A 23,525-nucleotide genomic window follows, 5' to 3' on the forward strand; every position below is an offset into this window, starting at 1 on the left:
CAAAATTTTTTTAACCAGACACTATGATGAGTATTAAGGGACATTTATGGATGAAATTATCGGTTTGTGCAATGGCATTAGGTTCCTGTTCTACCATCAAAAAAAGTACCGTGAAACATGGCAACACGCCGACCGTGTCTGAATCCCGCCGCATTACCTTCCTGGACCATATCAATACGCCGGGGCGCACGCACGGCTCTTCTTCCTATAACAACAACAAAAATGTGAGCATCGGTAAAAATGTTACCTATGCCAGCGCCAACCTGGAAAATGCCCAGAGCTGGCAGTTTAAATATGCGCAGTTGCTGGACGTGCCGGTGGAGAACGTATTAAACTACAATCTATATAACTTTATTGAAGAATGGTGGGGCACGCCTTACCGGCTGGGTGGTAAAACCCGCGACGGTATTGATTGCTCCGGCTTTGTGAATACGCTGATGAGCGCCGTGTTCCAGTATGCGCTGACGGGTAATTCCGTGGAGCTGTACAGTAAGGTAAGACAACACTTAAAAGAGCGTGACCTCCGGGAAGGTGATCTGGTCTTCTTCAAGATCCACCACAAACGTATCTCTCATGTAGGCATCTACCTCGACAATGATAAATTTGTGCATGCGTCCACCAGCAACGGCGTGATGATCAGTGATCTGAACGAGCCTTACTGGAAGCGGTATTTCGCCGGTGGCGGCAGGCTTTAGTAGCGAAGTCCTATCTTTCCTTTTACTATTTCCCAGGCATTGTTGACATCTTCCGACAAGCGGGTGTTGATCACCGCAACACCGAACAGGCCCATGAAAAGGACTGAGCGGACGATGGTGTCTACATACATGTTGAACATGAAGGGGAGCTGCTGCACCAGCAATACGCCTCCAATGCCTAACAGCAGCGCATACAGGGTTTTGAGGCTTAAGGGCTGCATACCAAACCGTATCCAGATAAAAAGGTAACGCGCGAGGTTGAAGATCGCTACGGTGACAAGGTCCGCGTAAGCCGCGCCCACCGTGCCAATGCGTCTTTGGAGGTACAGGTTGCAGAAAAAGGAAATAAACACCACGACAATGGAGCTGACAAAATCAAAGCGCCAGTAGTTGGAAGTTTGAATGATCTGGTTGTTGATGCCTGTCACTAAATCGATCATTTTGGCGAGCCCGAGAATAAAGATGATCTGAACGATCAGGTGCCATCCGGGACCCAGGTACAATACCAGGTTATTGACAGAGAGCCATATGGCCCCGAAAATGCCGACGCCGGCTATAGACAGGGTGATAGAGCTTTTGGTGTACAGCTCCTGTATTTTGGCCATGTCCCTGTTTTTCCAGGCGGTGGCCAGAATGGGCGTAGTGATAGCGTACATGCTGCGTTGCGGCACCTCCATAAAGCTGATCACGAATGTGGCATAGGAGAAAAGGCCCGCATTTTCCAGTCCGCTGATGCTGGAGATAATGAGGATATCGTTGGTTTTCCGCAGCAGGGTGAACACATTGGAAGAAAACACATAGCTGCTGAAGATAAACATACGTTTGCCCAACCGGCGGGTAACATTGCTGATACCGCCACCACTGAATTTCAGTTGACCGGTACGCCATAATATGACTAACAGCGCGATAGCGGCAACAGCATAAGGCAGGCTGAATACATTGATATATTGCGCAAAGCTGATATGGGCAAAAGCAAAGACCAGCAGCATCACGGTGGAGATAATACGGATACCGCCTTCCTTCAGAAAGTTGGACGCCACCGTTTTGTGCAGGCCCCAGGCAAAGCCTTCAAGCATGTTAAAGGCCAGTATAAAGAAGGTGAGGGGATAGATCGCGGAAAAATAAGTGATGAAGAGCGGGGAATTGCCGCTGAACTTGCGGATAATCAGTCCTTTGAATATAACAGAGAACGCCACAAACAACATAAACCCTATCAGGGACACGATGAGGGTGAGTTTGGGCAGGTCGTTTTTCTCCGGTTTGAGATAGTCGTGATAAAAGGGGAAGAACTTATTTATCACCGGAACGGCGCCAAGGGAGGCCACCGTGGCCAGTAAGGTGCTGACGTCGATCAGTACGCGGGTAAGGCCGATTTCTTCTTTGGAGAAGATCTTCGGCATCAGCATGATCAGATTAACGGCGCCGAAGGCAAACCCTATGTAGATGAATATGGATGAATAAAAGCTCTGTTTTCGGATGATCCCCATTACCTGTTTTATGAAGCGCAAATATAGAAAGAATCTTCCAGCGGGGGTGGTTTGTATTAGGAATTGTGTATGAAAGAACAACAAGTAAGTAATTTTTTTCATGGTTTTTGCAGTTCTCCCAATAATGAATTTATTTTGTAAGGTACTAATAGTGCCGGCCTTGTCGGCAGTATTATAATCAATAGCGTATGTCTACATTAGCACCGATTATTTTTTTCGCATTTAAGCGGCCGGAGATCACCAGGAAAGCCCTGGAGAGCCTGGCGCTCAATCCGGAAGCGGCGGAGAGTGAGTTGTATGTTTTTGCGGATGGGCCGAAAGAAGGAGCTACTGCAGAAACGTTGCAGCAGATTGCCGCCACCCGGGAGGTGATCCGCAGCCGTAAGTGGTGTGGCACGGTACATATTGCCGAGCGGGTACAGAACTACGGCCTCGCCAAATCGGTGATCACCGGCGTAACGGAAGTCATTGAAAAACACGGTAAAGCTATCATCGTGGAAGATGACCTGGTACTGTCGCCTTATTTCCTCCGGTATATGAACGAGGGGCTGGACCTGTATGAAGACGACCCGCAGGTAGCTTCTATCCACGGATACCTTTATCCGTTGCTGGAGAAAATGCCGGAAACATTTTTTATCCGCGGGGCCGATTGCTGGGGATGGGCCACCTGGGCCCGCGCCTGGAAACAGTTTGAGCCCGACGGACAGAAACTGTATGATGCCATCCGCCTGAAAGGAGAGGGCAGGACATTTAACTTTAATAACACCTACGATTATATGAAAATGCTGCGCAAGCAGATCAGCGGCCAGAACGACTCCTGGGCTATCCGCTGGAATGCTTCCGCATTTCTGAAGAATATGCTGACTTTATATCCGTCCCGTTCCCTGGTGCAGAACATCGGAGGTGATGAATCTGCCACACATATGGATGAGGCGGATACTGAGAAGTACGAAGTGGTGATGTCACCTACACCGATACAATTGCAGAAATTGCCGCTGGAGGCCAGTGTGCAGGGAACGGCAGCCTTTGAGGACTATTTCAGGTCCACCAAACTGGGCCTGGTCCAGAAGATCAAACGATTTATCAAAAAAAGATAAGAATGCCGGGCATTTAAGGAGGTGAGCGGATATGTGGCCGGCTGCCGGCATCAACGATCAAAACACCATATTCATGCGCAATGACAACCGGAATTATGACTATTCGGGGATTCCAGTCAACAGAAGACCAGAATACAGTAAAATTATCAGTTTACTGGACAAGGGAAACAAAGTATTGGACCTGGGCTGCGGCAATGGGTTGCTGATCGAAGCCATGCAACAGGAGGCACAATGCAGCTGTAAGGGCATGGAACTTTCCGGGTCAGGTGTGGAGATATGCCGGCAGAAAGGACTGGACGTGATAGTGGGGCGCATTGATGAAACATTGCCCTATGAAGACAACGAATTTGATGTGGCAGTATGCAACGTGACCATCCAGATGGTGATGTACCCGGAGAAGTTATTGGCAGAGATGAAAAGGGTTTCCCGCCGTCAGATCGTCTCATTTCCTAACTTTGCCTACTTTATGAACCGCCTGGACATGCTGGTCAACGGCAGAATGCCTACCCGGATGCTGTTTGGCTACCGCTGGTATAATACCGGGCATATCCATCAGCTGTCTGTTCGCGATTTTTATGAGCTGCTGCAGGCAGTAGGCGGACTGCATGTGAAAAGGAAGTTGTACGTGTCGGCCGGCTTTAAGCTGATCGATGCGCTTGGAGGGCTGTTTCCCGGGTGGTTTCGCAAAACCATTATCCTGGAAACGGAGAAGGAATAAAACCTGATTATGAACGAAAGAGATACTACATTATACTATTGTACGCTGTTTGACAGTAATTATTTGTCCCGTGGGCTGGCCATGTACACTTCGCTGGCGGCGGTATGTTCCGATTTCCACCTGTACGTTTTTGCTTTTGACGACAAATGTCTGTCTGTATTGCGGAAGATGGCGCTGCCGCACCTGACAGTGATCTCCCTGGCGGAATTTGAAGACCCGGAGCTGCTGAAGGTGAAGCCAGGCCGCAATCGCGCGGAATACTGCTGGACCTGTAGCTCTTCCACGATTTTATATTGTATTCAACAGTTTCAGTTGCCGCATTGTACCTATATCGATGCGGACCTGCTTTTTTATAACGATCCTCATGTGCTGATGGAGGAGATGGGCAACCATTCCGTGATGATCACCGAGCATCGTTATACGCCGCAGTACGATAAAAGTAAACTGAGCGGCAAGTATTGCGTGCAGTACATCACTTTCCGCAACAACCGCTGGGGCATGGAAGCATTACAGTGGTGGCGCAACGCCTGCCTCGACTGGTGCTACGACCGTCATGAAGACGGTAAGTTTGGCGATCAGAAGTACCTGGACGACTGGCCTTCCCGTTTCCTGAACGTATGGGTGATGGAAAACCTGGGCGGCGGTCTTGCCCTCTGGAATATCCAGCAGTACGACGTCTTTAAAAACGGTGACAGGCTACGTTGCCGTGAAATCAGCACCGGTAAGGAATTTGACCCGATATTTTACCATTTCCATTACCTGAAGTATTTTACCGATAATACCATAGAACTGGGCAGGCGTATTATCACGCCGGCCGTAAAAAAGTTGTTCTATGAACCATATATCCTGGAACTGGAGGCATGCAAGCGGAGAATACAGGCGGTAGACCCGTCATTTGATCCGCATGGCGCGAGGCCCCGGCCATCAGGCCTGAAAGCTACGTTGGTCACCATCTGGCGTAAACTGAGAAATGTTTATCATATATATCCCCTGAAGGAATCCGGGATTTAAATACAACGTATGGCACATATCATCAATCTGACGACACACAGTGATAAACGGGGGAACCTTACCGTCATAGAAAAACAGATCCCTTTCGATATCAAAAGGATCTTTTATATCTATGGCGTGGATGATTCCGTAAGAGGCGGCCACCGGCATCACCGTACCATACAGGCCGCCATCTGCGTGCATGGCAGCTGTATTGTGTCCAACAACAATGGCAAAGGAGAGCAGACCGACTTCGTGCTGGACCATCCCAACAAATGCCTGATACTGGAACCGGAAGACTGGCATACCATGCACCACTTTACGCCCGACGCGGTATTGCTGGTGATGGCGTCTACTCCTTTTGACCCGGCGGATTATATTTACGAACCTTACGACAATTGACAGGTTATGATCGATTATGAGAACCTCGGCTTACTGAACAAGCCTTTCTTTGATGAATTCAGGGCGGCTTTCAATGATACTTTGGAAAGCGGCTGGTATATACTGGGCAATAAAGTAAAGGAATTTGAAACCGATTACGCCGCTTATCACGGTGTAAAACACTGCCTCGGGCTGGCCAACGGCCTCGATGCGCTGATCCTGAGTCTGCGCGCCTTCAACTTCACCCCAGGCGATGAAGTGATCGTGCCTTCCAATACGTATATCGCTACTATCCTGTCTATCGCGCAGTGCGGCCTGAAACCCGTGCTGGTGGAACCGGACATCAATACCTACAATATTGACCCGGAAAAAATTCCGGCAGCGATCACGCCCCGTACCCGTGCCATCATGGTGGTACATCTGTATGGTAAAAGCTGTGAGATGGACAAGATCATGGCCATCAAGGAAAAACATAACCTGGTGCTGATAGAAGATTGCGCCCAGTCACATGCCGCCTCTTTCAAAGGGCAGCTGACCGGTACTTTCGGGGAATTCGGCGCATTCAGTTTTTATCCGACCAAAAATCTCGGCGCCCTTGGCGACGCTGGCGCAGTGCTTTGCAATGACGATGAACTGGCCACCGCTATCCGCCGGCTACGCAACTATGGCTCCGATGTTAAATACTACAATGAAGTGGTAGGCTACAACTCCCGCCTGGATGAAGTGCAGGCTGCTTTTCTGAGCGTGAAGTTCAAATATCTCGCACAGATCACCGAACATAAAAGAAAACTGGCCGATGTTTATCACCAGGGGCTGAAAAACGATTTTATCAAACCAGTGGTACACCCTGACTATTTTGATGTGTACCATATCTACAATATCCGTCACGAGCGCCGCGATGAACTGAAACAGTTCCTGCTGGACAATGGTGTAAAAACAGATATCCACTACCCGTTGCCGCCGCACCGGCAGAAAGCGATGAAAGGCATTATTGAAGGTGATTCGTACCCGATCTCCGAAGAGATACACCGTACTACCCTCAGTCTGCCATGTTCCTACTGCCATACCACCGCAGATATAGAAAAGGTAGTGGAAGTGATCAATAAATTTTAAAGCTATAACTGTGTCGGATAAACGATCATCAGCGGTTGTCAGCATTATTACGGTATGTTACAATGCAGGCAGGTTTATTGAAAGCACCATCAAAAGCGTGCTGTCACAGACGTACCCGCATATCGAATATATCATTATAGACGGTGCGTCGAAAGACAATACGCTGGAAGTGATAGCGCCATACCGCTCCCGCATCGCCCGCGTGGTATCAGAGAAAGACAACGGCCTGTATGATGCCATGAACAAAGGGATGCAGCTGGCTACCGGCGAATACCTGCTGTTCCTCAATGCAGACGATATCCTTGCGGATGATACAGTGATCGAAAAAATGATGCACAGCTGCCCGGATGCAGACGTATATTACGGAGAGGCGATGTTCATCGATGAGCAGGGCAATGAACTGGGGCTGCGCTCTGAGCAAACGCCGCATAAAGTACCGGCGCAGCTCAACTGGAAAAGCCTGAAACATGGCATGGTGGTGTCTCATCAGGCATATATCATACGCCGGAAACTGAGCCCGCTCTACGATCTGCAATATAAAGTATGCGCAGACATCGACTGGATGATCAGAACATTAAAGGCTTCCCGTCATATTTGCAATACACATATCACTGTGTCGAAGTTCAGGGTGGGCGGCACTTCCAAGCAACGGCAACAGCTGGCATGGAAGGAGCGGTACAAAATACTGAGCCGGTATTACGGGCACATCCCTAATTTCACGCATCACCTGTTTATCGGGTTGCGGTATATCTTCTCGAAAAAATATTAATTGTATTTCGCATACCCAGGGCTGAAGCCCTGGGCTACGATGTGTTTCAGTTTCTTTTAACTTATGGTTTTTGAAGTTTACGCAGGAAGCAATTTAAGCCAGGTCTTGGGGTGGGGGTATTTGTAAACGCTGGAATTCATCATCGAAAGAATCTTAAAACATATCGTTTCCCAGAGCTGAAGCCCTGGGAACAAAAAAGGCAGGCCGTTTAGGCCTGCCTTTCATATTTGTATTATGCAATGTTTACGCTGCTGGTTTCTCTTCTTTTTTACCCGCACCAATGATTTCCCATATAAACGATCCAATTACCACCAGTACCAGTACGATGGAGGTAACAGACGAAATTTTCTGGGCTTTGTAGAAAGTGGCAGGCTCAAATTTCAGATCGATTTTATGCTGGCCGGCAGGTATTTTCAGGCCGCGCAGTGCATAGTCAACTCTGACGATGTCTGTTTTCTTACCATCGATATATGCGTTCCAGCCAGCGGGGTAGTAGATCTCGGAGAATACGCCAAGACCTTCCTGTGCGTTGGTGGATGTATATTCCAGGCTGTTGAGGCCATATTTGGTGAGTTTGATGGCAGCGCTGCTGTCTGTAGCGGCGGGCTGGTAGTTGGCACCCAGTTCTTTCGCAAAACGTTTGTCCACTACTGCGGAGTCTTTGGTGTGCAGGTAGTCCAGCGTTTTCATTTCCGTATTGGCATCAGGCGCCCATACGATACCTTTTACGAACCATGCGTTACCGTTAGCGTCCGGGTTGCGTTGTGCTACAGGTTGACCGGTTTTCTGGTCCGGAACGATGAAGTACTTGGTGTTGAGCATGTTGAGCACGCCCATATTGTTTTTAGAGATCTGATGAGTGATCAGGTCCTGGTAAATCCACAGTTTAGCGGGGCTGTAGCCACCGATGTTTTTGTGGAAGTAAGAGGGGACAGCGTCATTAAACGGATCGGAGGTGAGGTTGAACACACGGTAGTACGGGTCCGGGTCCTGTTTAATTTGCAGGTCAGCTGCAGAAGGCTGGAAGGGCGCATTCATCACTGATTCATCCACATAGCTGTCTTTACCGAGGTAGTTACGGTCTACCTGTATCAGGTCTATTGCTACTGCGGCTACGATGATCAATGCGGCAGGTTGCCATTTCAGTTTATCTTTCAGGTAGGCCCAGATAGCGGCGGCGGCGATCAGGATAAACACCAGTGAGCGGATGCTGTCTTTCAGCAGCAGGGAGCTACGGTCTTTTTCCAGTGCGCGGATCATCAGTTGCGCGTTTTCTTTGCCACCCAGCATCTGCGCGAAGTAACCGAGCATGGTTTCGTCGCTGTGGCCGCTGAAATTCATGAACATGCTGCCGAGGATACCGACTACAATGACGATACCACCGGTGATGTAAGTGGCCTGTTTCAGTTTTTTCAGTAGTACGTCTTTGCTGTGCTTGCCGTTGGCCACTTCCTGCAGTGCCCAGCAGGCCAGTATTACAAACGTGAGCGAAGGCAGTACCAGCGCTTGTGCCGGTGCTCTGAATTTATTGTACAGTGGCAGGTGATAAAAGAGGAAGTCGTTGATAAAGCCGAAGTTTTTGCCCCATGCGAGGATAAAGCCCACGATGGTAACGGCGAGCAACCACCATTTATGCCAGCTGTCCACTACCAGCAGCGAGAGGATGAACAGGAAACAGATGATAGCGCCTACGTATACGGGGCCGGAGGTTCCTTTTTCCTGTGCGCCGTAGTAGAGCGGGAATTTCATCTGGTCCATATATTGTTCCACCTGGGCGGCGGGAGCGCCGAGGCTGACCATTTGTTCGTACACATGGGAGCCGGTGCCCAGTTTCTGGCCGGAGGAGTTGCCTACATAGCCAGGGATCATAAAGGTGAGGGATTCACCGACGCCATAGCTCCATTCAAAAGCATAGTCTTTGTCCAGGCCGGTGGATTTATTTTCTTTCGCGTCTTCTTTGCCCAGGGTGAGTTCGGACTTGCTGCCGCGCATGGTATAGTCGGTGTATTCCTTTACGGGAAGCAGGTTGTCTGCGGCGGGCAGTACGCCTATGATGCCGGCGATGGCCAGCAGCACAGACGCTTTGAAGAACTGCGGTATTGTCTTCGTTTTATACGCGTGGATAAACGCACCTGCTACCAGTATGAGTATCATGATCAGGGTGTAATAGATCATTTGCAGGTGGTTGTTGTAGATGAGTAGGCCGGTAGCGATAGCGGTGAGGCCAAAGCCGCCGATCAGGCGTCCGCGGTAGGTGAGTATGATACCGGCCAGTACTGCGGGCATCAGGGCGATGTCGTACATTTTGGTGATGTGCCCTACATCGATGAGGATCACATTGTAGGAGCAGAAGGCAAAAGCGATGGCGCCCAATATCCGTATCCAGTATTTAAAGTCCAGGATACAGGCGAGGAGGTACATGCTGATCATAGCGAGGAACAGCATGTTAACAGGGGAGGGTAGGCCGAGCGTAACCAATTTGTTGACGAAGGTGAGCGCATTTTTGCCGGGGCCTGTGTAGATCACATAGGAAGGCATCCCGGAGAACATGCTGTTAGTCCACAAGGGGGCTTCACCCGTCGCTTCGTAAAAGTCTCTCGCCTCTTTGGCCATTCCGTTTACGCTCATCATGTCGCTCTGGTTTACTATCTTGCCTTCCAATACAGGAGAGCAGTAAACCGTTGCCAGCAATATAAAGATGCCAATTGCTGCCAGATGCGGAAGAATGGCTTTTAGCCAGTTTTGCTTCATCGGATATCTTGTATTTAGTTTTAAAGGAACAAAAATAACTGTAATTTATCCGAAATTTCAATATGCGCTGGATTCGATTTGTGTTAAAATTTGTATTTATCTGCAACCTGTGCTTTATTTTGGGGCAGTTGCTCCGGATCACCGCATATGACCACAGGCTGGACATAATAGTGGAACATGTGCTGGTATTGGGCGTGGGCGTGGCGTTTCCTTTGAATCTGGCCGTATGTCTGATCGCCGCGGTATTGCTGATGTTAAAAAAAATACAGTGGAAACAGTTACCGCCGTGGTTATTCCTGTGTAATGTAGGTATTTTAATATTTCAACTTATAGTCTCTTATTAAAATGGTCAAGCAACTACTAAATGATAAGCCTACACGGCTTTTTGTCATATTTGCCAGCTTTTTTGTAGCCAACGCGCTGATCGCGGAATGCATCGGCGGCAAATTGTTTTCGCTGGAACGCCTGTTCGGATTGCCTGTGCATACCTTTTCCCTGTTTGGGGAGAGCGGGTTGTCCTACACCTTGACGGCCGGTGTGTTATTGTGGCCGCTGGAGTTTGTGATGACAGATATTGTGAATGAGTTTTACGGGCCGGTAGCGGTGCGTCGTATCTCGTATACAGCGGTAGCGCTGATTTCCTATGCTTTCCTGATGTTTTTTGTGGCGATGAGAGTGCCGGCAGACAGCTGGTGGATAGGCAGCAGCAGCACTGAAGGCGTGCCCGACATGCAGAAAGCGTTTGTGGGGATTTTCGGGCAGGGGATGTGGATCATCCTGGGTAGCCTGTCGGCCTTCCTGGTAAGCCAGATCGTGGATGTGACCGTGTTTCACCGGATAAAAAAACGTACCGGCGAAAAACATGTATGGTTACGTGCCACGGGGTCTACCATTGTATCTCAGCTGGTAGACAGTTTCATTGTATTGTTTATTGCGTTTAAGGTGGGCAAGGACTGGAGCTGGCAGCGGGTGTTGGCCATTTGTATGGTGAACTACAGTTATAAATTCGTAGTGGCGGTAGCGTTAACGCCGCTCATCTATCTGCTGGAACACCGCATCGTGCGTTACCTCGGCCATGATACGGCTGCCCGTATGAAAGCGGCCGCCATGGGCAAAGACGAAATGCCGGTCATGGACGTGGTGCCGCACGATTAATAGCGTGCTTTCACCATATCTGCCACCACTTTATCGATCGGGAGGGTAACGGCTTCGGCTGAAAACTCCTCCCAGTCGATCCAACGTGCGTATTCTACTTCAGATACCCCTTCCGGTACCTTGAAATCAAATGGTTTGTTGAGCACCTGTGCGGTAAAGGGAGACAATGGTTCTACCAGGTAATAAATGGAGATGATCTGTGTTTCGTTGTCGAATGCGGAGATCTGAAAAAAATCAGTGGTATAAATATGCTCTACTACACGGACATCCTGTGCCAGTTCCTCGCGCCACTCCCGTACCATGCACTCCAGTGTGCCTTCCCCGAATTCCAGCCCGCCGCCGGGAAATTTGGTATAGTAACCGCCCCGGATATATTCGTCTGTTACCAGTACCTGTTTACGGTCATTGATCATAATGCCGTAAACACGTACGTTGAATCCTGTTTGCATATGCCTATTTAACAGCGTCGATGATGATGGAAGTATAGACCGGCTTGCCGCCCACATTTCTTTGGTCGTAACGGATAGAGCGGTGTATCATGCCATCGGATTTGTTCCATTCATTGGCATGGAACTGTCCAGCTTCGTCATAATATTCCAGCAGCTTCACTTTAAAGCCGGCTTCCGTCAGCAGTTGGCTCATGAGCTTGTAGGTGTAGAGGACTTTATGGTCGTCTGCGCCCCAGCCTGCGCCACCGGGCTTTACATTGTTGATATAATCAGCGTCCGGATGGAAACCATCAGGAACGGCTATACGCAGATAACCACCTGGTTTAAGGTAGCGGTAGCAGGTACGTGCGCCGGTGAGGCCCTGTTCGTACGTGAGGTGTTCCCACACGTGCTCAGCCAGGAAAACGGACACGGATGCATCGGGAATATATTTGTTCCAGGAATCCGGGTCCAGCAGGTTGAACTGCTCCACTTCCGTAGGAATCCATCCCTGTTCAAACACGGAACTGGCGCCGATAACCAGTTTCCAGTCTTTGGTATCTTTAAGTGCTTTTATCAGTTTCTTTTCTGCGGCGGCGGCTTTCATGGCGTTGTAGCCACTCAGCGCTTTGGCTTTTCGTATGATATTTTTTAACAGAGCTGCCATGGGCGGAGATCAGGTTATAAATTTAGTCCGGGTGTAAATATAACAGAATAAAGTAAGAATACACTACAATAAGAGGGTCACCGTGCCCTTCAGCAGTTTTTCCTGGCCCAGCATGTTACGATAACGGACATGGTACACATAAGCGCCCACCGGCTGCAATTGCCCGTGGAACGTGCCATCCCAGCCTCTTTTAGGATCTGTTGTTAAAAATATACATTCTCCCCAGCGGTTATAAATGCTGAATTCTACCAGCTGCTGACCGTGATAATTAACAATTCTGAAAATATCATTTTTCCCGTCTCCATTAGGTGAGAACGCATTCGGCAGGAATAGTTCCGGGGAACATTCTGTTACCGTGACCCGGGACGTTCCGGAACCGCATTTGTTTTTAACGGTCACTTCATAACGGCCCGGCTGATGTGCCGTGAAAGTAGGGCGTGTAGAGCCATCCTGCCACAGGTAGCTGTCAAATCCCGCTCCGGGCGAAAAGACAATAGGCTTATTATCAAACAGGCAGGTGTCTGCCCCCAGGTTGATCATCGGTGGATACATCACCTTCACTTTTGTATGAAAGAGGCTGTCGCAGCCCAGCCAGGTAGTATAGCGAACGGTGTAGTCGCCGGCTTGTGTGACCATGGTGCCATCCTGCAAACGAACGGAAGCGCCCTTGCAAATTTCCTGTGTATCATAAAACCGGTAAACGGGCGCATCGGTGAGGACGGTGGTAATAATGCTGTCGCAGCCATGAACAGACCGCAGCTGCGAGGTATATGTTCCGGCCTGGGTGACCGTCTTGTTATCGGGCAGACGATACGGCGTACCAGGGCAGTGTATTTTATCTTCCGTTACGGCATAGGTGTCCCATACAGTAAGGGTGGTCGTGATAATACTGTCGCAACGCCGGGTGGTCTGCAAGTGGGAGGTATATACGCCCGCTACTTTTGTACTGCGGCCGTCCGGCAACAGATAACTGTCTCCCTTGCAAATACCGGCTTCTTTACTGATCTGATAGTCGGGATAATAAACAACATGGGTATGGATGATGCTATCGCAGCCATGTTGCGATAACAGCGTGGAGGTGTAGTCTCCGGGAAGTGTCACTGTTCTTCCGTCAGGGAGGATGATCGACGCGTTTTTACACATGCCGGTATCCACATTGGTATTATAAATCTGATTGGTCAGGATGGTCGTGGTGATAATACTGTCGCAACCGCCAACAGCGCGAAGCAAGGATGTGTATATGCCGGCGGTATTTACGACGCGCCCGTCGGGAAGCGTATAGGACTTGCCATTACACAATATTTGTGTTTCAGCAGTCTGAAGGGCTGGTAAGACCGTGAGATGCGTATGGATAAGGCTATCGCAGCCGTATACGGTACTAAATTTACTGGTATAGTCACCACTAATGCTAACCAGTCGGCCATCGGGCAGTTTAAAAACAGTATTTTGACAGACGCTGGTGTCAACATCAACAGCGTACGGCTGATTGATGGTAACGGTGGTGGTGATGATACTATCGCAGCCCGCTTTGTTTTTCAGGTTGCTGGTGTATATGCCGGCGGTTTTAATGATGCGTCCGTCGGGTAGCGTGTAGGCGTTATTGTTACACAGGCTGATTGCTTCGCTGTGAAGATCGGGCTTTACAATATGGACCACACGGCTGACGGTATTGTTATGACACGGGCCTGTTGTTTTCAGGGTAACGGTATAACTGCCTGCCAGGGCGTAGGTATGCGTGGGTTGTGTGGCGGTGGAAGTCTGGCCATCGCCGAAATCCCAGTTGATGGTCGTGATATTGGCAGTGCTGTTGGGCGTGAACTGTGTGACGGCGTTCAGGCAGGTGTCTTTCACGGTAAAGCTGTTGGCGTCATACACATAGTTGCTCATCAGGGTGGGCAGGCCCAGTTTGGCGCCGGAGGGGCGCACGCTCAGGGCGCTTTCCTGGAAATTGCAGGCTAGTCCGGGCACGTCGGGATTATGAATGATACTGATAGCATTGGCGGCTATATCATAACCTGCTTCTCCGGCCACATATATCTGTCCGTCAGGCGCCAGTTGCAGCGATCCGTAGTTGATGGTGGGAGAGTGGCTGATCAGTACACGGGACGCGTTGATGTTGGTAGCGGTAAGATCGAACTGGAAGAGGTCCCGGCCATTGGTGGCGGTGACGTAGATGAGTTTGCCACCGGGGGCGTATTCCATGCCGTAGCCCTGATTGAGATTGTCCAGTGCCGCTACGGGGCCGGTGATGGCGCCGGTCTGGTTGTTGAACCTGAAAATTTCCGTGGTAGAGGTGGTGGAGGTACTGGTATTACCTTTTACGTGGGTGAGCCATTGCCCGTCCGGGGATACTTTCAGGCAGCCAATGGTTTCCCAGCCGCCGTCGTCGGCGATAGGCAGTCCGACGTTGTATATCGTGGGGGTGCCTATGCCTGTTGCCGTGAGTGGCCATACGTAGAAGCTGTTATTGCCTTTGGAATGGGAGATGACCCAAAAGTCGGTATTGTTACAGTGTTTGGTGGCCATGACCTTTTCCGTGCTCAGGTTGTTGGGGATCAGGGAGATGTTTTTGGAAGCGGCCACAATATCCCCCAGGCCATTGTTCAACGACATATTTACCAGCGAGCTGCGCATGCCGCTACCTTCAGCAGACGTGAAGACATAGTATTGTCCGGGATGGCCGGGGAAAGGAACTGCAATGGCCGACTGGCTGGCGGTGTAATTGCCCTGAAGGCCATAGCCGTTAGGCATTACATTATGGGAGGCATCCCAGACCTTTGTGCCTTCTGTATAGAACAGCAGTTTACCGTTGGCGTCGGACACGGTGGCCACACCCTCGCGGGTCTTCAGCTTACCATCCAGCAACAGTTTGGGAGGAAGCGTATTAAAATCAAGACCGGCATAATCGCCAAAATACCAGATGTTGCCCTCTTTCTGGGCGGTGCTGGTGAGTGGTTGACAGATCACCCATATGAGCAGGGTGATACAACAGATGAAACGAACAGACATAGGTTGTATAGGGAATAAAAGCTACTGTATAGCAATATACGATGCTAAAACCATTTCTTCTTCATGAAATACATGCTGATGATCACGGAGATCACGACGGAGAGGATGATCGGTATATAGAAAGCGTGTATGCTGTGCTGATAGGGAAGTTCTACGTTCATACCGTAGATGCTGGCCACCAGCATGGGAAAAGTAAGGATGATCGTGATGGAGGTCAATCTTTTCATGACCACGTTCAGGTTGTTGGAGATGATGCTGGCGAAGGCGTCCATGGTGCTGCTGAGGATATTGGTGTAGATATTGGCCATTTCGAGGGCCTGGGAAGTATCTACGATCAGGTCATGGAGGAATTCCTTTTCATCTTCATTGAGGCCGAGGAAATTGGTCCTTTCCAGTTTCATCAGCAGCAGTTCATTGCTGCGCAGGGCGGTGACGAAGTAAACGAGGCTTTTTTGTATACGCATGATGGCGAGCAGTTCTTCGTTCCGGTTGGAATCGTAGAGTTTTGCTTCCAGCATGTTTCTGCGTTGGTTGATTTCTTTGAGGTAATCGAGGAAGTTGACCACGACTTTCTCAAAGATTTTGAGCACCATCATGTTTCTTTTTTCAGGAGAGCGGTTGTGGAAGGTGTCCAGGAACCGTTTGATGGCTGCGTTATCGAAGGAGTTGACCGTCAGGATCTGATTATGTGTGAGGATGATCACGATGGGGATGGTGATGTAATAGGCATCGCTTTCATTGATGGAGTTGTTCTCCGTCGGTGTTTTGATAACGATGAGTTTTACATTGTCTTCCAGCTCATAGCGTGATTTTTCATCGATATCGAGCGAGTCGGTCAGGAAGTCCAGCGGTATGTCCAGTGCTTCGGAGAGCTGTTCAAATTCAGCCTGTTTCAGCGGAGGGGTGATGTTTACCCAGGCGTCGTTTTCAGGCGCCTGGATAGCCACTGTCTTGGAATCTATGTTTTTGAAGTATTGGATCATCTGCAGGGGTAAAAAAAGCGTTATCAGCCAATGGTTATCTGTCCTTCAAACACCAAGGTGGCGGGGCCACAGAGCCAGATGTTGGAGAAGGTGCGTTCGCCGGTACGGGTAAAGCGTACTTCCAGTTGTCCGCCGAGTGTCTGAACGGGGACTACATATTCTTTCTCTTCTTTGCCGGCGAAGGTGATAGCGGCGGCTGTGACGCCGGTGCCGCAGGAATAGGTTTCATCTTCCACGCCTCTTTCGTAGGTACGTACGAAGATGCCGTTTTCAAACGGCTGTACGAAATTGACATTGGTGCCTTCTGCCGCAAAACGTTCATTATAGCGTATCTGGCGGCCTTCGTTAAATACGTCCACCGCTTGTACATCGTCCACATATTTTACAAAATGTGGGGAGCCGGTATTGAGATAATAATGCAGCGGGCCTTGTTCCACGAAGTCTACGTCCTGCATTTTCAGGTTGACCCAGTTCTCTCCGTCCATGGTGGCTTCGTGTTCGCCATCTACCGCGATAAAGTACAGGTTGCCGTCACCTACGCCCATTTTATGGGCAAAAGCGGCGAGGCAGCGGCCTCCGTTGCCGCACATGGAACTTTCGCGGCCGTCGGAGTTATAATATTTCATGGCGAAGTCGTAGTCTTCACTTTTGTTCAGGAGCATCAGGCCGTCGGCACCGATGCCGAAACGGCGGTCGCACAGTTCGTTCACCTGTTCGTTGGTGAGCCAGTCATACTGTCCCTGCCGGTTGTCCATGATAACGAAATCGTTGCCGGTACCCTGGTATTTATAGAAATGGATCTGTTGCATAAGGCAAAGATAGAAAAGAATGATGATGGTTTTCCCGGGGCTGCGGCCCGGGGGGAAAATTTAACGGGAAGTTCCCATTTCCCAGGGCTGAAGCCCTGGGTGACGATTAGTTCAGGCTTTTTAGGGAAGACCCCATATTACGGCATTCATCTCTACATGTAGCGTTTATGGTATTCATCTCTACATGTAGCATTTATAGTATTCATCTCCTTATGTGCATTTGTGGCATTCATCTCCATATGCAGCACGAGAAAGCTTCATCTTAATATGCATCATGGAAAGGCATAAGCTGTCAGTTATGGCCCCCCTGCAAAACACGCCCGGAACACACAACGTAGCCCAGGGCTTTAGCCCTGGGGACGGAGCTGCGAAGCAGCCGTTTTTATAACGTAGCAATAATCCCCAGGCCTTTCTGTATCAATGCTTCCACGGCTGCGCCGCCGTCTTTCGAGAATTCCTGCCGGATGCGGTTGGCCACGATGGCGCTGACAGACAGGCATTGGTGGCCGAGTACGCGTCCCATGCCGTATATGGCAGATGTTTCCATCTCGAAGTTGGTGATGCGGTGCCCTTCATAGGAGAAGCCGGTGAGGTTGTCGATCAGGTTCGGATTTGACAGCTGTCCTCTCAGCATACGGCCTTGTGGCGCGTAGAAGCCGGGGCAGGTAACGGTGATGCCTGTATGAAATCCGTCGGTGAAGCGCTGACGCAGGTCTTCGCCGGCGGTGAAGAGGCATGGATTGGCGCCACCGGGCTGCAGCATTACCTGGCCGCGGAAGGCTTCCAGCAGTTGTTTTTCTTCTGTGGTGTTTTCAAAAGCGTAGTAGGCCATGAGGTTATCGAGGCCAAGGCCATGGGAAGAAACGACAAAGCTGTCTACCGGAATGCTGTCCTGCAGCGCGCCGGAAGTGCCCAGGCGGATTACCTGAAGGGAGGTCAGCTGGTCTTTCACGAGGCGTGTCTGGAAGTCGATATTCACGAGGGCGTCGAGTTCATTGAGCACGATATCGATGTTATCGGTACCGATGCCGGTGGATACGACAGACAGTCTTTTGTTTCCGATATAACCGGTATGGGTAACAAATTCGCGGTGTTGCGATTTGTGTTCTATTTTATCGAAGTGTTTGGTCACTGCCGGAACACGGTCCGGATCGCCCACAGTGATGATGGTATGAGCCAGTTCTTCCGGTCTTACGTCCAGGTGATATACCGCTCCACGGCTGTTGATAATAAGCTCAGATTCAGCAATACGTTTATTCTCCATGTTATTAATTTTTAATTCAACATTCCTTGTTGGCACCTCAATATTCCCACGTTCTGTATAATTATCAAAATATTTTTTCAGATATTTTTTGAATAATATTTGGTGGTTATCAGAAATTTACTACTTTTGCAATCCCACAAAACGACGGGGACGCCCGCTGAAGGCAAGCATCAGCAAGTGTTTTGGTCGGATTGTATGGTTCCGTGGCCGAGTGGCTAGGCAGAGGTCTGCAAAACCTCGTACAGCGGTTCGAATCCGCTCGGAACCTCAGATGGGAAAGTAAGAAGCCGCTCTTGTAGCGGCTTTTTTGTTTTCTTGCCCATGGCTGTTTTCAGCCGGTTGGTGCAACGCATGGAAGCAGGTTGTTTTTCCCCACATATTGGTTCTTATCCAGCCATTTTTTTTCTCTGAAAATTAATTTTTTGTTTGATCGTTTACCTGTGAATTTGTCGTAAATTGCTTATCCCGCAAAAGTTTGGGGGTGTTCCCGGAAACCAGTCAGAGAGATAGGAACGCCCTATTCCGGAAGGCTTTTGCGTTTTCCCGATAATTTTTAAAAGTGTGGCGATGACAGAGATCATTAAAGTAACCGCAGCAGATACCGGAAGCCTGGAACAGGTAAAACTACTTTTCAGAGAATATGCCAACTGGTTAAATGTTGACCTTAGCTTTCAGCAGTTTGAAGATGAGATGGCCCACCTGCCCGGCGTATATTCCGCCCCCGGCGGCGCCCTGTTACTGGCCAAAGTAGATGGCCAGGTGGCAGGATGTGTGGCTATCCGTCCTTTTGACAACACTACCGCTGAAATGAAACGTCTTTTTGTAAGGGACGTTTTCAAGGGCCATGGCGTAGGCAAGGCATTGGCGGCTGAAGCCATTGAAGAGAGCCGTAACCTGGGCTATAAACGTATTCTGCTCGATACGCTGGCACATATGCGGCCGGCCATTGAATTATATACGTCGCTGGGATTCCAGCCTATAGCAGCGTATTACGACAACCCTATCAGCAGTGCGGTATACCTGTCACTGAGCCTGGAGAAAGCTTCCTGATCAGTGTAGAAGGGCGCAGGCAACAAATGCTTTTATTATGCATGTTTGCTGCGCTGCGCCTTTGAATGAATTAGCCGACAGACGGCAGTTTGTACCCATTATGATATCCGGCAGCCAGCATTTGATTGGCGTCGCTGTCGGTAAACTGTCCTGCGTGTTTGTCCCAATACAATTTTTTCCCGGTCCTGAAGGCTACGTTCCCCATTTGAGCCATGGTAGCGATATGCGCGCCTGCCTGTACCGGCGTGCGCAAATCGTCCAGCCGGCGTGAACGGACTACGTCGATGAAGTTCTGCGTATGCAGGTCAAGGCCATTGTCTACCGCTTTCTGGCGGGCAACGGCTTCCATTTTGTCTTTTTCGGGAATTACTTCCCATCCGCCGCGGTCCAGCACCAGCGTGCCGTTGTTGCCGATAAAGGCGATACCATGGTCGCGCCCGTAAGGACCGCCATTGATGCCCTGTGCCTGTTCCCACTGGATGTTGAAGCCATCGAATTCATACACGGTGGTGAGGGTGTCGGGCGTTTCTGCGGCGTCATCGGGGTAGGCAAACTTGCCCCCGGCGGCCATCACGGATTTGGGTGTTTCCGCTTTCATGCCCAGCAGGGCATAGTCGAGCAAATGAACGCCCCAGTCGGTCATCAGGCCACCGGCATAGTCCCAGTACCAGCGGAAATTGAAATGGAAACGGTTGGCGTTAAAAGGGCGCTCTTTAGCGGGGCCCAGCCATGCTTTGTAGTCTACGCCGGCAGGTGGGGCGCTGTCGGGTTTAACGGGGATGGACTTCATCCAGCCCATATACGCCCAAGCCTTTACCAGGCGTACCTGTCCCAGTTTACCGGAATGAACAAAGGCCACGGCGTCTTTAAAATGTTGCTGGCTGCGTTGCCACTGGCCTACCTGTACGGCGCGGCGGTGGCGCTGCTGTGCGGACACCATGGCGCGGCATTCCATGATGGAATTGCCCAATGGCTTTTCTACGTACACGTCTTTACCGGCGGAGCAGGCGTCCGTCATCTGGAGGCAGTGCCAGTGGTCCGGCGTGCCGATGATCACGGCATCGATGGACTTGTCATCGAGCAGCTTACGGTAATCACTATACGCTTTGGCTTTGATGCCTTGTTGAGAAAGCTCACCGATACGTTTGTCCAATACGTTGCGGTCTACATCGCAGAGGGCTACACATTGTGCGGCCGGATGTTTGAGCATGGCGGTAAGGTCGGACCAACCCATCCCGTTGATGCCGATGGCGGCAATACGGACGCGGTCGGAGGGGGCAACAGCCTGTAAACCGGCGGGCAGCATGGACAGCAGGCCGGCGCCGCCTGCCAAGGCGGACGCGGAACGGAGGAAGTCCCTTCGTGTGTGTTTCATAATGTGGAATTTTAGGTCAACAAAATAATAAAAAATAACAAAGGCTGGTCAGAAAAGACCAGCCTTTGTTGTCAGATTATTGATAAAGATTAAAATTCGGGTTCGTCGCTGTTGTCATCCTCGTCGTCGTTGCTCAGGCTGAAGTTCATCATGGTGCCCAGCAGATCGCTGAAGCGGGTATCGTTTTCCCCTACTTTTTTGCTGATCAGGGAGTACGATGCCAGTCCGTGCAGCACGAATTCCATGAGCAGCAGGGCCTCGCGGTTGTTGGCCTGCGGGAAACGGGCCTTCACCATGTCTTTCAGCCCTTCTACTTTATTGAGCGTGGTTTCATACTGTTTGTCGCTGATGTCCTGCATCAGTTGCAGTGAATTGCCTTTGTCGAACCACTGGATAACACTGCGGTAAGGATTTTCCACGGGCACGGCCTGTTTCTTTTTCTTGAACGAATCAGGATTGGGGAAATAGGTGGCGAAGAGCGTGCGGATGGACTTGTCGAGCAGGTTATGCGCAACCTGTAACGGGCCTTCCTGTTCGCCTTCGTACACCAGTTCTATTTTACCGGTGATGGCCGGAATAATGGACATCAGGTCGGCTATACGGACGTGTGTTTCTTTTTCCTTGTTGATGATGGCGCGTCTTTCCCCGGAGCTGACGGCATTTTCAAAGGCGGCAATAGTGAGACGGGCGGAGACGCCGCTTTTTTTGTCTACATATTCACTGTTGCGCGCTTCGAAGGCCACCTGTTCTATGAGGCGTTTCACCATATCGGAGATGGCCACACGGGCTTCCTGGTCGGTATGTATATTGGCTTCCTGTTCTGTGATGAGCAGGGAGTTTTCGACGCTTTTCGGGTAGTGGGTGATGATCTGGCTTTCGATCCTGTCTTTCAGCGGAGTAACGATAGAGCCGCGGTTCGTATAGTCTTCCGGGTTAGCGGTGAAGACAAACAGGATATCCAGCGGCATCCTTACTTTGAAGCCACGGATCTGGATGTCGCCTTCCTGGAGGATATTGAACAGGGCCACCTGTATACGTGCCTGGAGGTCGGGCAGTTCGTTGATGACGAAGATGCCGCGGTTGGAGCGGGGAATGATGCCAAAGTGAATGGCACGTTCGTCTGCATAGCTGAGTTTTTGATTGGCGGCCTTGATCGGGTCTATGTCCCCGATGAGGTCGGCCACGGACACGTCTGGCGTAGCGAGTTTTTCGGCATAGCGTTCGTCGCGTGAGAGCCAGGTGATGGGCGTTTTATCGCCTTTTTCCGCGATGAGGTCACGCGCGTAGCGTGACAGTGGCTGGAAAGGGTCATCATTGACTTCAGAGCCTTCCACGATGGGGATGTATTCATCGAGGAGGTCTGTCATCTGCCGCGCCATGCGGGTTTTAGCCTGTCCGCGGAGACCGAGGAACAGGATATTGTGCCGGGAGAGCAGGGCTCTTTCGGTGTCTGGTATGACAGTATCTTCGTAGCCAATGATGCCGGGGAAGGATGTTTCTTTTTTCTGCAGTTTTGTGATCAGGTTGCGTCTGATTTCCTCTTTGACTGAAACGGGTTGATAGCCACTCTTTTTCAGTTCACCTAACGTCTTGATGCTCGTATCCATGTTTAAAAGTTACGCAATTCCTTGCCGGTTTTTAGAATAATTTTCGTTTCCCGTTTTCAAAGTCGTAGAACAGGAACTGGCCCAGATTGTCGGTACCGGAGAAAAAGGCTTTACCGTTGTTGGTTTCGGTAAACTCCTGCACGAATTTCTGCAGCCATGGATCTGTAGCTACCATGAAGGTAGTAATGGGTATTTTCAGTTTTTTGCACTGTGCGGCCAGGTTGAGCGTCCTGTTAAGGATTTTACGGTCCAGGCCGAAGCTGTTTTTGTAGTATTCTTTCCCGACTTTCAGGCAGGTAGGTTTCCCGTCTGTGATCATAAAGATCTGTTTGTTGGGATTACGCCGCCGTCGCAGCAGGTCCATGGCCAGTTCCAGGCCAGCCACCGTATTGGTGTGGTAGGGGCCTACTGTCAGATAGGGAAGGTCTTTGATCTCCACCTGCCAGGCATCGTTGCCAAAAACGATAATGTCCAGCGTATCTTTCGGATAGCGGGTAGTGATGAGTTCACTGAGGGCCATGGCCACTTTTTTGGCGGGGGTGATCCTGTCTTCTCCGTACAATATCATGGAGTGTGAGATATCGATCATCAGGGCGGTGGACGTCTGGGTTTTGTAGTCTGTTTCCTTGATTTCCAGGTCGTCCTGATGAATGGAGAAACTGTCGATGCCGTGATTGATCTGGGCATTGCGGATAGAGGCGGTCACATCGAGCTGATCGATGCTGTCACCGAATTCGAAGGGCCTTGTTTCCGCGTTGAGCTCATCGCCCATGCCCGATTTCCGGATATTGTGATTGCCGACAGTGGATTTTTTGAGTTTTCCGAAGATCTCTTCCAGTGCGTTTCTGCGGATAGTTTGCTCCGTTTTGGCAGTCAGTTCTATCTTGCCGGTTTCCTCGTTTTCTTTCAGGTATCCTTTTTCGCGGAGTTCCTGAATGAAGTCACCTATGCCATACTCATCGTTGGTCAGCCCGAATTCCTTGTCCAGTTCCGTGAGCCACTGCAGGGCTTCTGTAACGTCTCCGCTGGTGTAGGTGAGTAGTTGGGTGAAGAGGTCCAGCAGTTTCTGGAAGGGAGATCGGGTATCTTCGTCCGGTTTGAACCGGGAAAAAATTATTCCTCTCATAGCACAAAAATCAAATCAAAGTTCGTTTCTAAAATTAGCGAAAAAATATTT

20 protein-coding genes and 1 tRNA gene are annotated in these 23,525 nt (G+C 50.1%); 10 read left to right on the forward strand and 11 right to left on the reverse strand.

Annotated features, from left to right (window positions below; genetic code table 11):
* The first annotated feature begins 23 nt into the window (after positions 1 to 23).
* Complete coding sequence (locus tag HGH92_RS22830) at positions 24 to 695, forward strand: C40 family peptidase (RefSeq protein ID WP_168873048.1); 672 nt, start codon at positions 24 to 26, stop codon at positions 693 to 695.
* Here the strand turns inward: HGH92_RS22830 and HGH92_RS22835 are convergent.
* Positions 692 to 2,182, reverse strand: a complete 1,491-nt coding sequence (locus tag HGH92_RS22835) for a lipopolysaccharide biosynthesis protein (RefSeq protein ID WP_168873049.1) — start codon at positions 2,180 to 2,182, stop codon at positions 692 to 694. The genes HGH92_RS22830 and HGH92_RS22835 overlap by 4 nt on opposite strands.
* Before the next feature lie 188 nt (positions 2,183 to 2,370).
* Here HGH92_RS22835 and HGH92_RS22840 point away from each other — a divergent pair, with 188 nt between their 5' ends.
* The 6 genes from HGH92_RS22840 (at position 2,371) to HGH92_RS22865 (ending at position 7,250) form a co-directional block, all read left to right on the forward strand.
* Positions 2,371 to 3,279, forward strand: a complete 909-nt coding sequence (locus tag HGH92_RS22840; RefSeq protein WP_168873050.1) for a glycosyltransferase family 2 protein — start codon at positions 2,371 to 2,373, stop codon at positions 3,277 to 3,279.
* A 73-nt stretch (positions 3,280 to 3,352) separates the two neighbouring features.
* Positions 3,353 to 3,997 carry a methionine biosynthesis protein MetW gene (locus HGH92_RS22845; protein WP_168873051.1) on the forward strand — a complete coding sequence of 215 codons (645 nt, stop codon included), beginning with the start codon at positions 3,353 to 3,355 and terminating at the stop codon, positions 3,995 to 3,997.
* Positions 3,998 to 4,006: 9 nt separating this feature from the next.
* Entirely contained in the window at positions 4,007 to 5,008 is a 1,002-nt protein-coding gene (locus HGH92_RS22850; protein WP_168873052.1) for a glycosyl transferase, read from the forward strand.
* Between the two features lie 9 nt (positions 5,009 to 5,017).
* A complete protein-coding gene (locus HGH92_RS22855) occupies positions 5,018 to 5,389 on the forward strand; it encodes a sugar 3,4-ketoisomerase (RefSeq protein WP_168873053.1) in 372 nt (123 codons plus the stop codon).
* Between the two features lie 6 nt (positions 5,390 to 5,395).
* Complete coding sequence (locus HGH92_RS22860) at positions 5,396 to 6,481, forward strand: DegT/DnrJ/EryC1/StrS family aminotransferase (RefSeq protein WP_168873054.1); 1,086 nt, start codon at positions 5,396 to 5,398, stop codon at positions 6,479 to 6,481.
* A 10-nt stretch (positions 6,482 to 6,491) separates the two neighbouring features.
* Positions 6,492 to 7,250, forward strand: a complete 759-nt coding sequence (locus HGH92_RS22865) for a glycosyltransferase family 2 protein (protein ID WP_168873055.1) — start codon at positions 6,492 to 6,494, stop codon at positions 7,248 to 7,250.
* Between the two features lie 243 nt (positions 7,251 to 7,493).
* Here the strand turns inward: HGH92_RS22865 and HGH92_RS22870 are convergent, their stop codons facing one another.
* Positions 7,494 to 10,001 carry a YfhO family protein gene (locus HGH92_RS22870; RefSeq protein ID WP_168873056.1) on the reverse strand — a complete coding sequence of 836 codons (2,508 nt, stop codon included), beginning with the start codon at positions 9,999 to 10,001 and terminating at the stop codon, positions 7,494 to 7,496.
* 345 nt (positions 10,002 to 10,346) lie between these two features.
* Here HGH92_RS22870 and HGH92_RS22875 point away from each other — a divergent pair, with 345 nt between their 5' ends.
* On the forward strand, positions 10,347 to 11,156 hold the full coding sequence (locus tag HGH92_RS22875; protein WP_168873057.1) for a queuosine precursor transporter: 810 nt from the start codon (positions 10,347 to 10,349) through the stop codon (positions 11,154 to 11,156).
* Here HGH92_RS22875 and HGH92_RS22880 read toward each other — a convergent pair.
* The 6 genes from HGH92_RS22880 to HGH92_RS22905 all read right to left on the reverse strand — a co-directional run bounded on the left by HGH92_RS22880 (position 11,153) and on the right by HGH92_RS22905 (position 18,316).
* Positions 11,153 to 11,605 (reverse strand): NUDIX domain-containing protein, encoded by a 453-nt coding sequence (locus HGH92_RS22880; protein WP_168873058.1) that lies wholly within the window; start codon positions 11,603 to 11,605, stop codon positions 11,153 to 11,155. The two genes, HGH92_RS22875 and HGH92_RS22880, sit on opposite strands and share 4 nt — an antisense overlap.
* 4 nt (positions 11,606 to 11,609) lie before the next feature.
* Positions 11,610 to 12,251, reverse strand: coding sequence for a class I SAM-dependent methyltransferase (locus HGH92_RS22885; protein ID WP_211092692.1), 642 nt, complete (start codon positions 12,249 to 12,251; stop codon positions 11,610 to 11,612).
* Between the two features lie 63 nt (positions 12,252 to 12,314).
* Entirely contained in the window at positions 12,315 to 15,260 is a 2,946-nt protein-coding gene (locus tag HGH92_RS22890) for a gliding motility-associated C-terminal domain-containing protein (RefSeq protein ID WP_168873059.1), read from the reverse strand.
* A gap of 44 nt (positions 15,261 to 15,304) precedes the next feature.
* Positions 15,305 to 16,243, reverse strand: coding sequence for a magnesium transporter CorA family protein (locus HGH92_RS22895; RefSeq protein WP_168873060.1), 939 nt, complete (start codon positions 16,241 to 16,243; stop codon positions 15,305 to 15,307).
* Between the two features lie 23 nt (positions 16,244 to 16,266).
* Positions 16,267 to 17,052, reverse strand: coding sequence for a diaminopimelate epimerase (gene dapF / locus HGH92_RS22900; protein ID WP_168873061.1), 786 nt, complete (start codon positions 17,050 to 17,052; stop codon positions 16,267 to 16,269).
* Between the two features lie 382 nt (positions 17,053 to 17,434).
* A complete protein-coding gene (locus HGH92_RS22905) occupies positions 17,435 to 18,316 on the reverse strand; it encodes a nucleoside phosphorylase (RefSeq protein ID WP_168873062.1) in 882 nt (293 codons plus the stop codon).
* 197 nt (positions 18,317 to 18,513) lie between these two features.
* Between HGH92_RS22905 and HGH92_RS22910 the strand changes: the two genes are divergently transcribed.
* Both HGH92_RS22910 and HGH92_RS22915 read left to right on the forward strand, forming a co-directional pair.
* A tRNA-Cys gene (locus HGH92_RS22910) sits at positions 18,514 to 18,584 on the forward strand.
* Between the two features lie 299 nt (positions 18,585 to 18,883).
* Positions 18,884 to 19,366, forward strand: coding sequence for a GNAT family N-acetyltransferase (locus tag HGH92_RS22915; protein WP_168873063.1), 483 nt, complete (start codon positions 18,884 to 18,886; stop codon positions 19,364 to 19,366).
* 70 nt (positions 19,367 to 19,436) lie between these two features.
* On the opposite strand, the gene HGH92_RS22920 is transcribed toward HGH92_RS22915, so the two are convergent.
* The 3 genes from HGH92_RS22920 to HGH92_RS22930 all read right to left on the reverse strand — a co-directional run bounded on the left by HGH92_RS22920 (position 19,437) and on the right by HGH92_RS22930 (position 23,474).
* A complete protein-coding gene (locus tag HGH92_RS22920; protein WP_168873064.1) occupies positions 19,437 to 20,741 on the reverse strand; it encodes a Gfo/Idh/MocA family protein in 1,305 nt (434 codons plus the stop codon).
* 89 nt (positions 20,742 to 20,830) lie between these two features.
* Complete coding sequence (locus HGH92_RS22925; RefSeq protein ID WP_168873065.1) at positions 20,831 to 22,348, reverse strand: sigma 54-interacting transcriptional regulator; 1,518 nt, start codon at positions 22,346 to 22,348, stop codon at positions 20,831 to 20,833.
* Between the two features lie 31 nt (positions 22,349 to 22,379).
* Positions 22,380 to 23,474, reverse strand: a complete 1,095-nt coding sequence (locus tag HGH92_RS22930; protein ID WP_168873066.1) for a vWA domain-containing protein — start codon at positions 23,472 to 23,474, stop codon at positions 22,380 to 22,382.
* Between the last annotated feature and the right edge of the window lie 51 nt (positions 23,475 to 23,525).

The organism is Chitinophaga varians, from assembly GCF_012641275.1.
In the GTDB taxonomy this organism is placed as follows: Bacteria; Bacteroidota; Bacteroidia; order Chitinophagales; family Chitinophagaceae; genus Chitinophaga; species Chitinophaga varians_A.

Coding starts and splice junctions, on each gene's coding strand:
- HGH92_RS22830 (WP_168873048.1), top strand. CDS start 24: ATGATGAGTATTAAGGGACATTTATGGATGAAATTATCGGTTTGTGCA.
- HGH92_RS22835 (WP_168873049.1), bottom strand. CDS start 2,182: ATGGGGATCATCCGAAAACAGAGCTTTTATTCATCCATATTCATCTAC.
- HGH92_RS22840 (WP_168873050.1), top strand. CDS start 2,371: ATGTCTACATTAGCACCGATTATTTTTTTCGCATTTAAGCGGCCGGAG.
- HGH92_RS22845 (WP_168873051.1), top strand. CDS start 3,353: ATGCGCAATGACAACCGGAATTATGACTATTCGGGGATTCCAGTCAAC.
- HGH92_RS22850 (WP_168873052.1), top strand. CDS start 4,007: ATGAACGAAAGAGATACTACATTATACTATTGTACGCTGTTTGACAGT.
- HGH92_RS22855 (WP_168873053.1), top strand. CDS start 5,018: ATGGCACATATCATCAATCTGACGACACACAGTGATAAACGGGGGAAC.
- HGH92_RS22860 (WP_168873054.1), top strand. CDS start 5,396: ATGATCGATTATGAGAACCTCGGCTTACTGAACAAGCCTTTCTTTGAT.
- HGH92_RS22870 (WP_168873056.1), bottom strand. CDS start 10,001: ATGAAGCAAAACTGGCTAAAAGCCATTCTTCCGCATCTGGCAGCAATT.
- HGH92_RS22875 (WP_168873057.1), top strand. CDS start 10,347: ATGGTCAAGCAACTACTAAATGATAAGCCTACACGGCTTTTTGTCATA.
- HGH92_RS22880 (WP_168873058.1), bottom strand. CDS start 11,605: ATGCAAACAGGATTCAACGTACGTGTTTACGGCATTATGATCAATGAC.
- HGH92_RS22885 (WP_211092692.1), bottom strand. CDS start 12,251: ATGGCAGCTCTGTTAAAAAATATCATACGAAAAGCCAAAGCGCTGAGT.
- HGH92_RS22890 (WP_168873059.1), bottom strand. CDS start 15,260: ATGTCTGTTCGTTTCATCTGTTGTATCACCCTGCTCATATGGGTGATC.
- HGH92_RS22895 (WP_168873060.1), bottom strand. CDS start 16,243: ATGATCCAATACTTCAAAAACATAGATTCCAAGACAGTGGCTATCCAG.
- dapF (WP_168873061.1), bottom strand. CDS start 17,052: ATGCAACAGATCCATTTCTATAAATACCAGGGTACCGGCAACGATTTC.
- HGH92_RS22905 (WP_168873062.1), bottom strand. CDS start 18,316: ATGGAGAATAAACGTATTGCTGAATCTGAGCTTATTATCAACAGCCGT.
- HGH92_RS22915 (WP_168873063.1), top strand. CDS start 18,884: ATGACAGAGATCATTAAAGTAACCGCAGCAGATACCGGAAGCCTGGAA.
- HGH92_RS22920 (WP_168873064.1), bottom strand. CDS start 20,741: ATGAAACACACACGAAGGGACTTCCTCCGTTCCGCGTCCGCCTTGGCA.
- HGH92_RS22925 (WP_168873065.1), bottom strand. CDS start 22,348: ATGGATACGAGCATCAAGACGTTAGGTGAACTGAAAAAGAGTGGCTAT.
- HGH92_RS22930 (WP_168873066.1), bottom strand. CDS start 23,474: ATGAGAGGAATAATTTTTTCCCGGTTCAAACCGGACGAAGATACCCGA.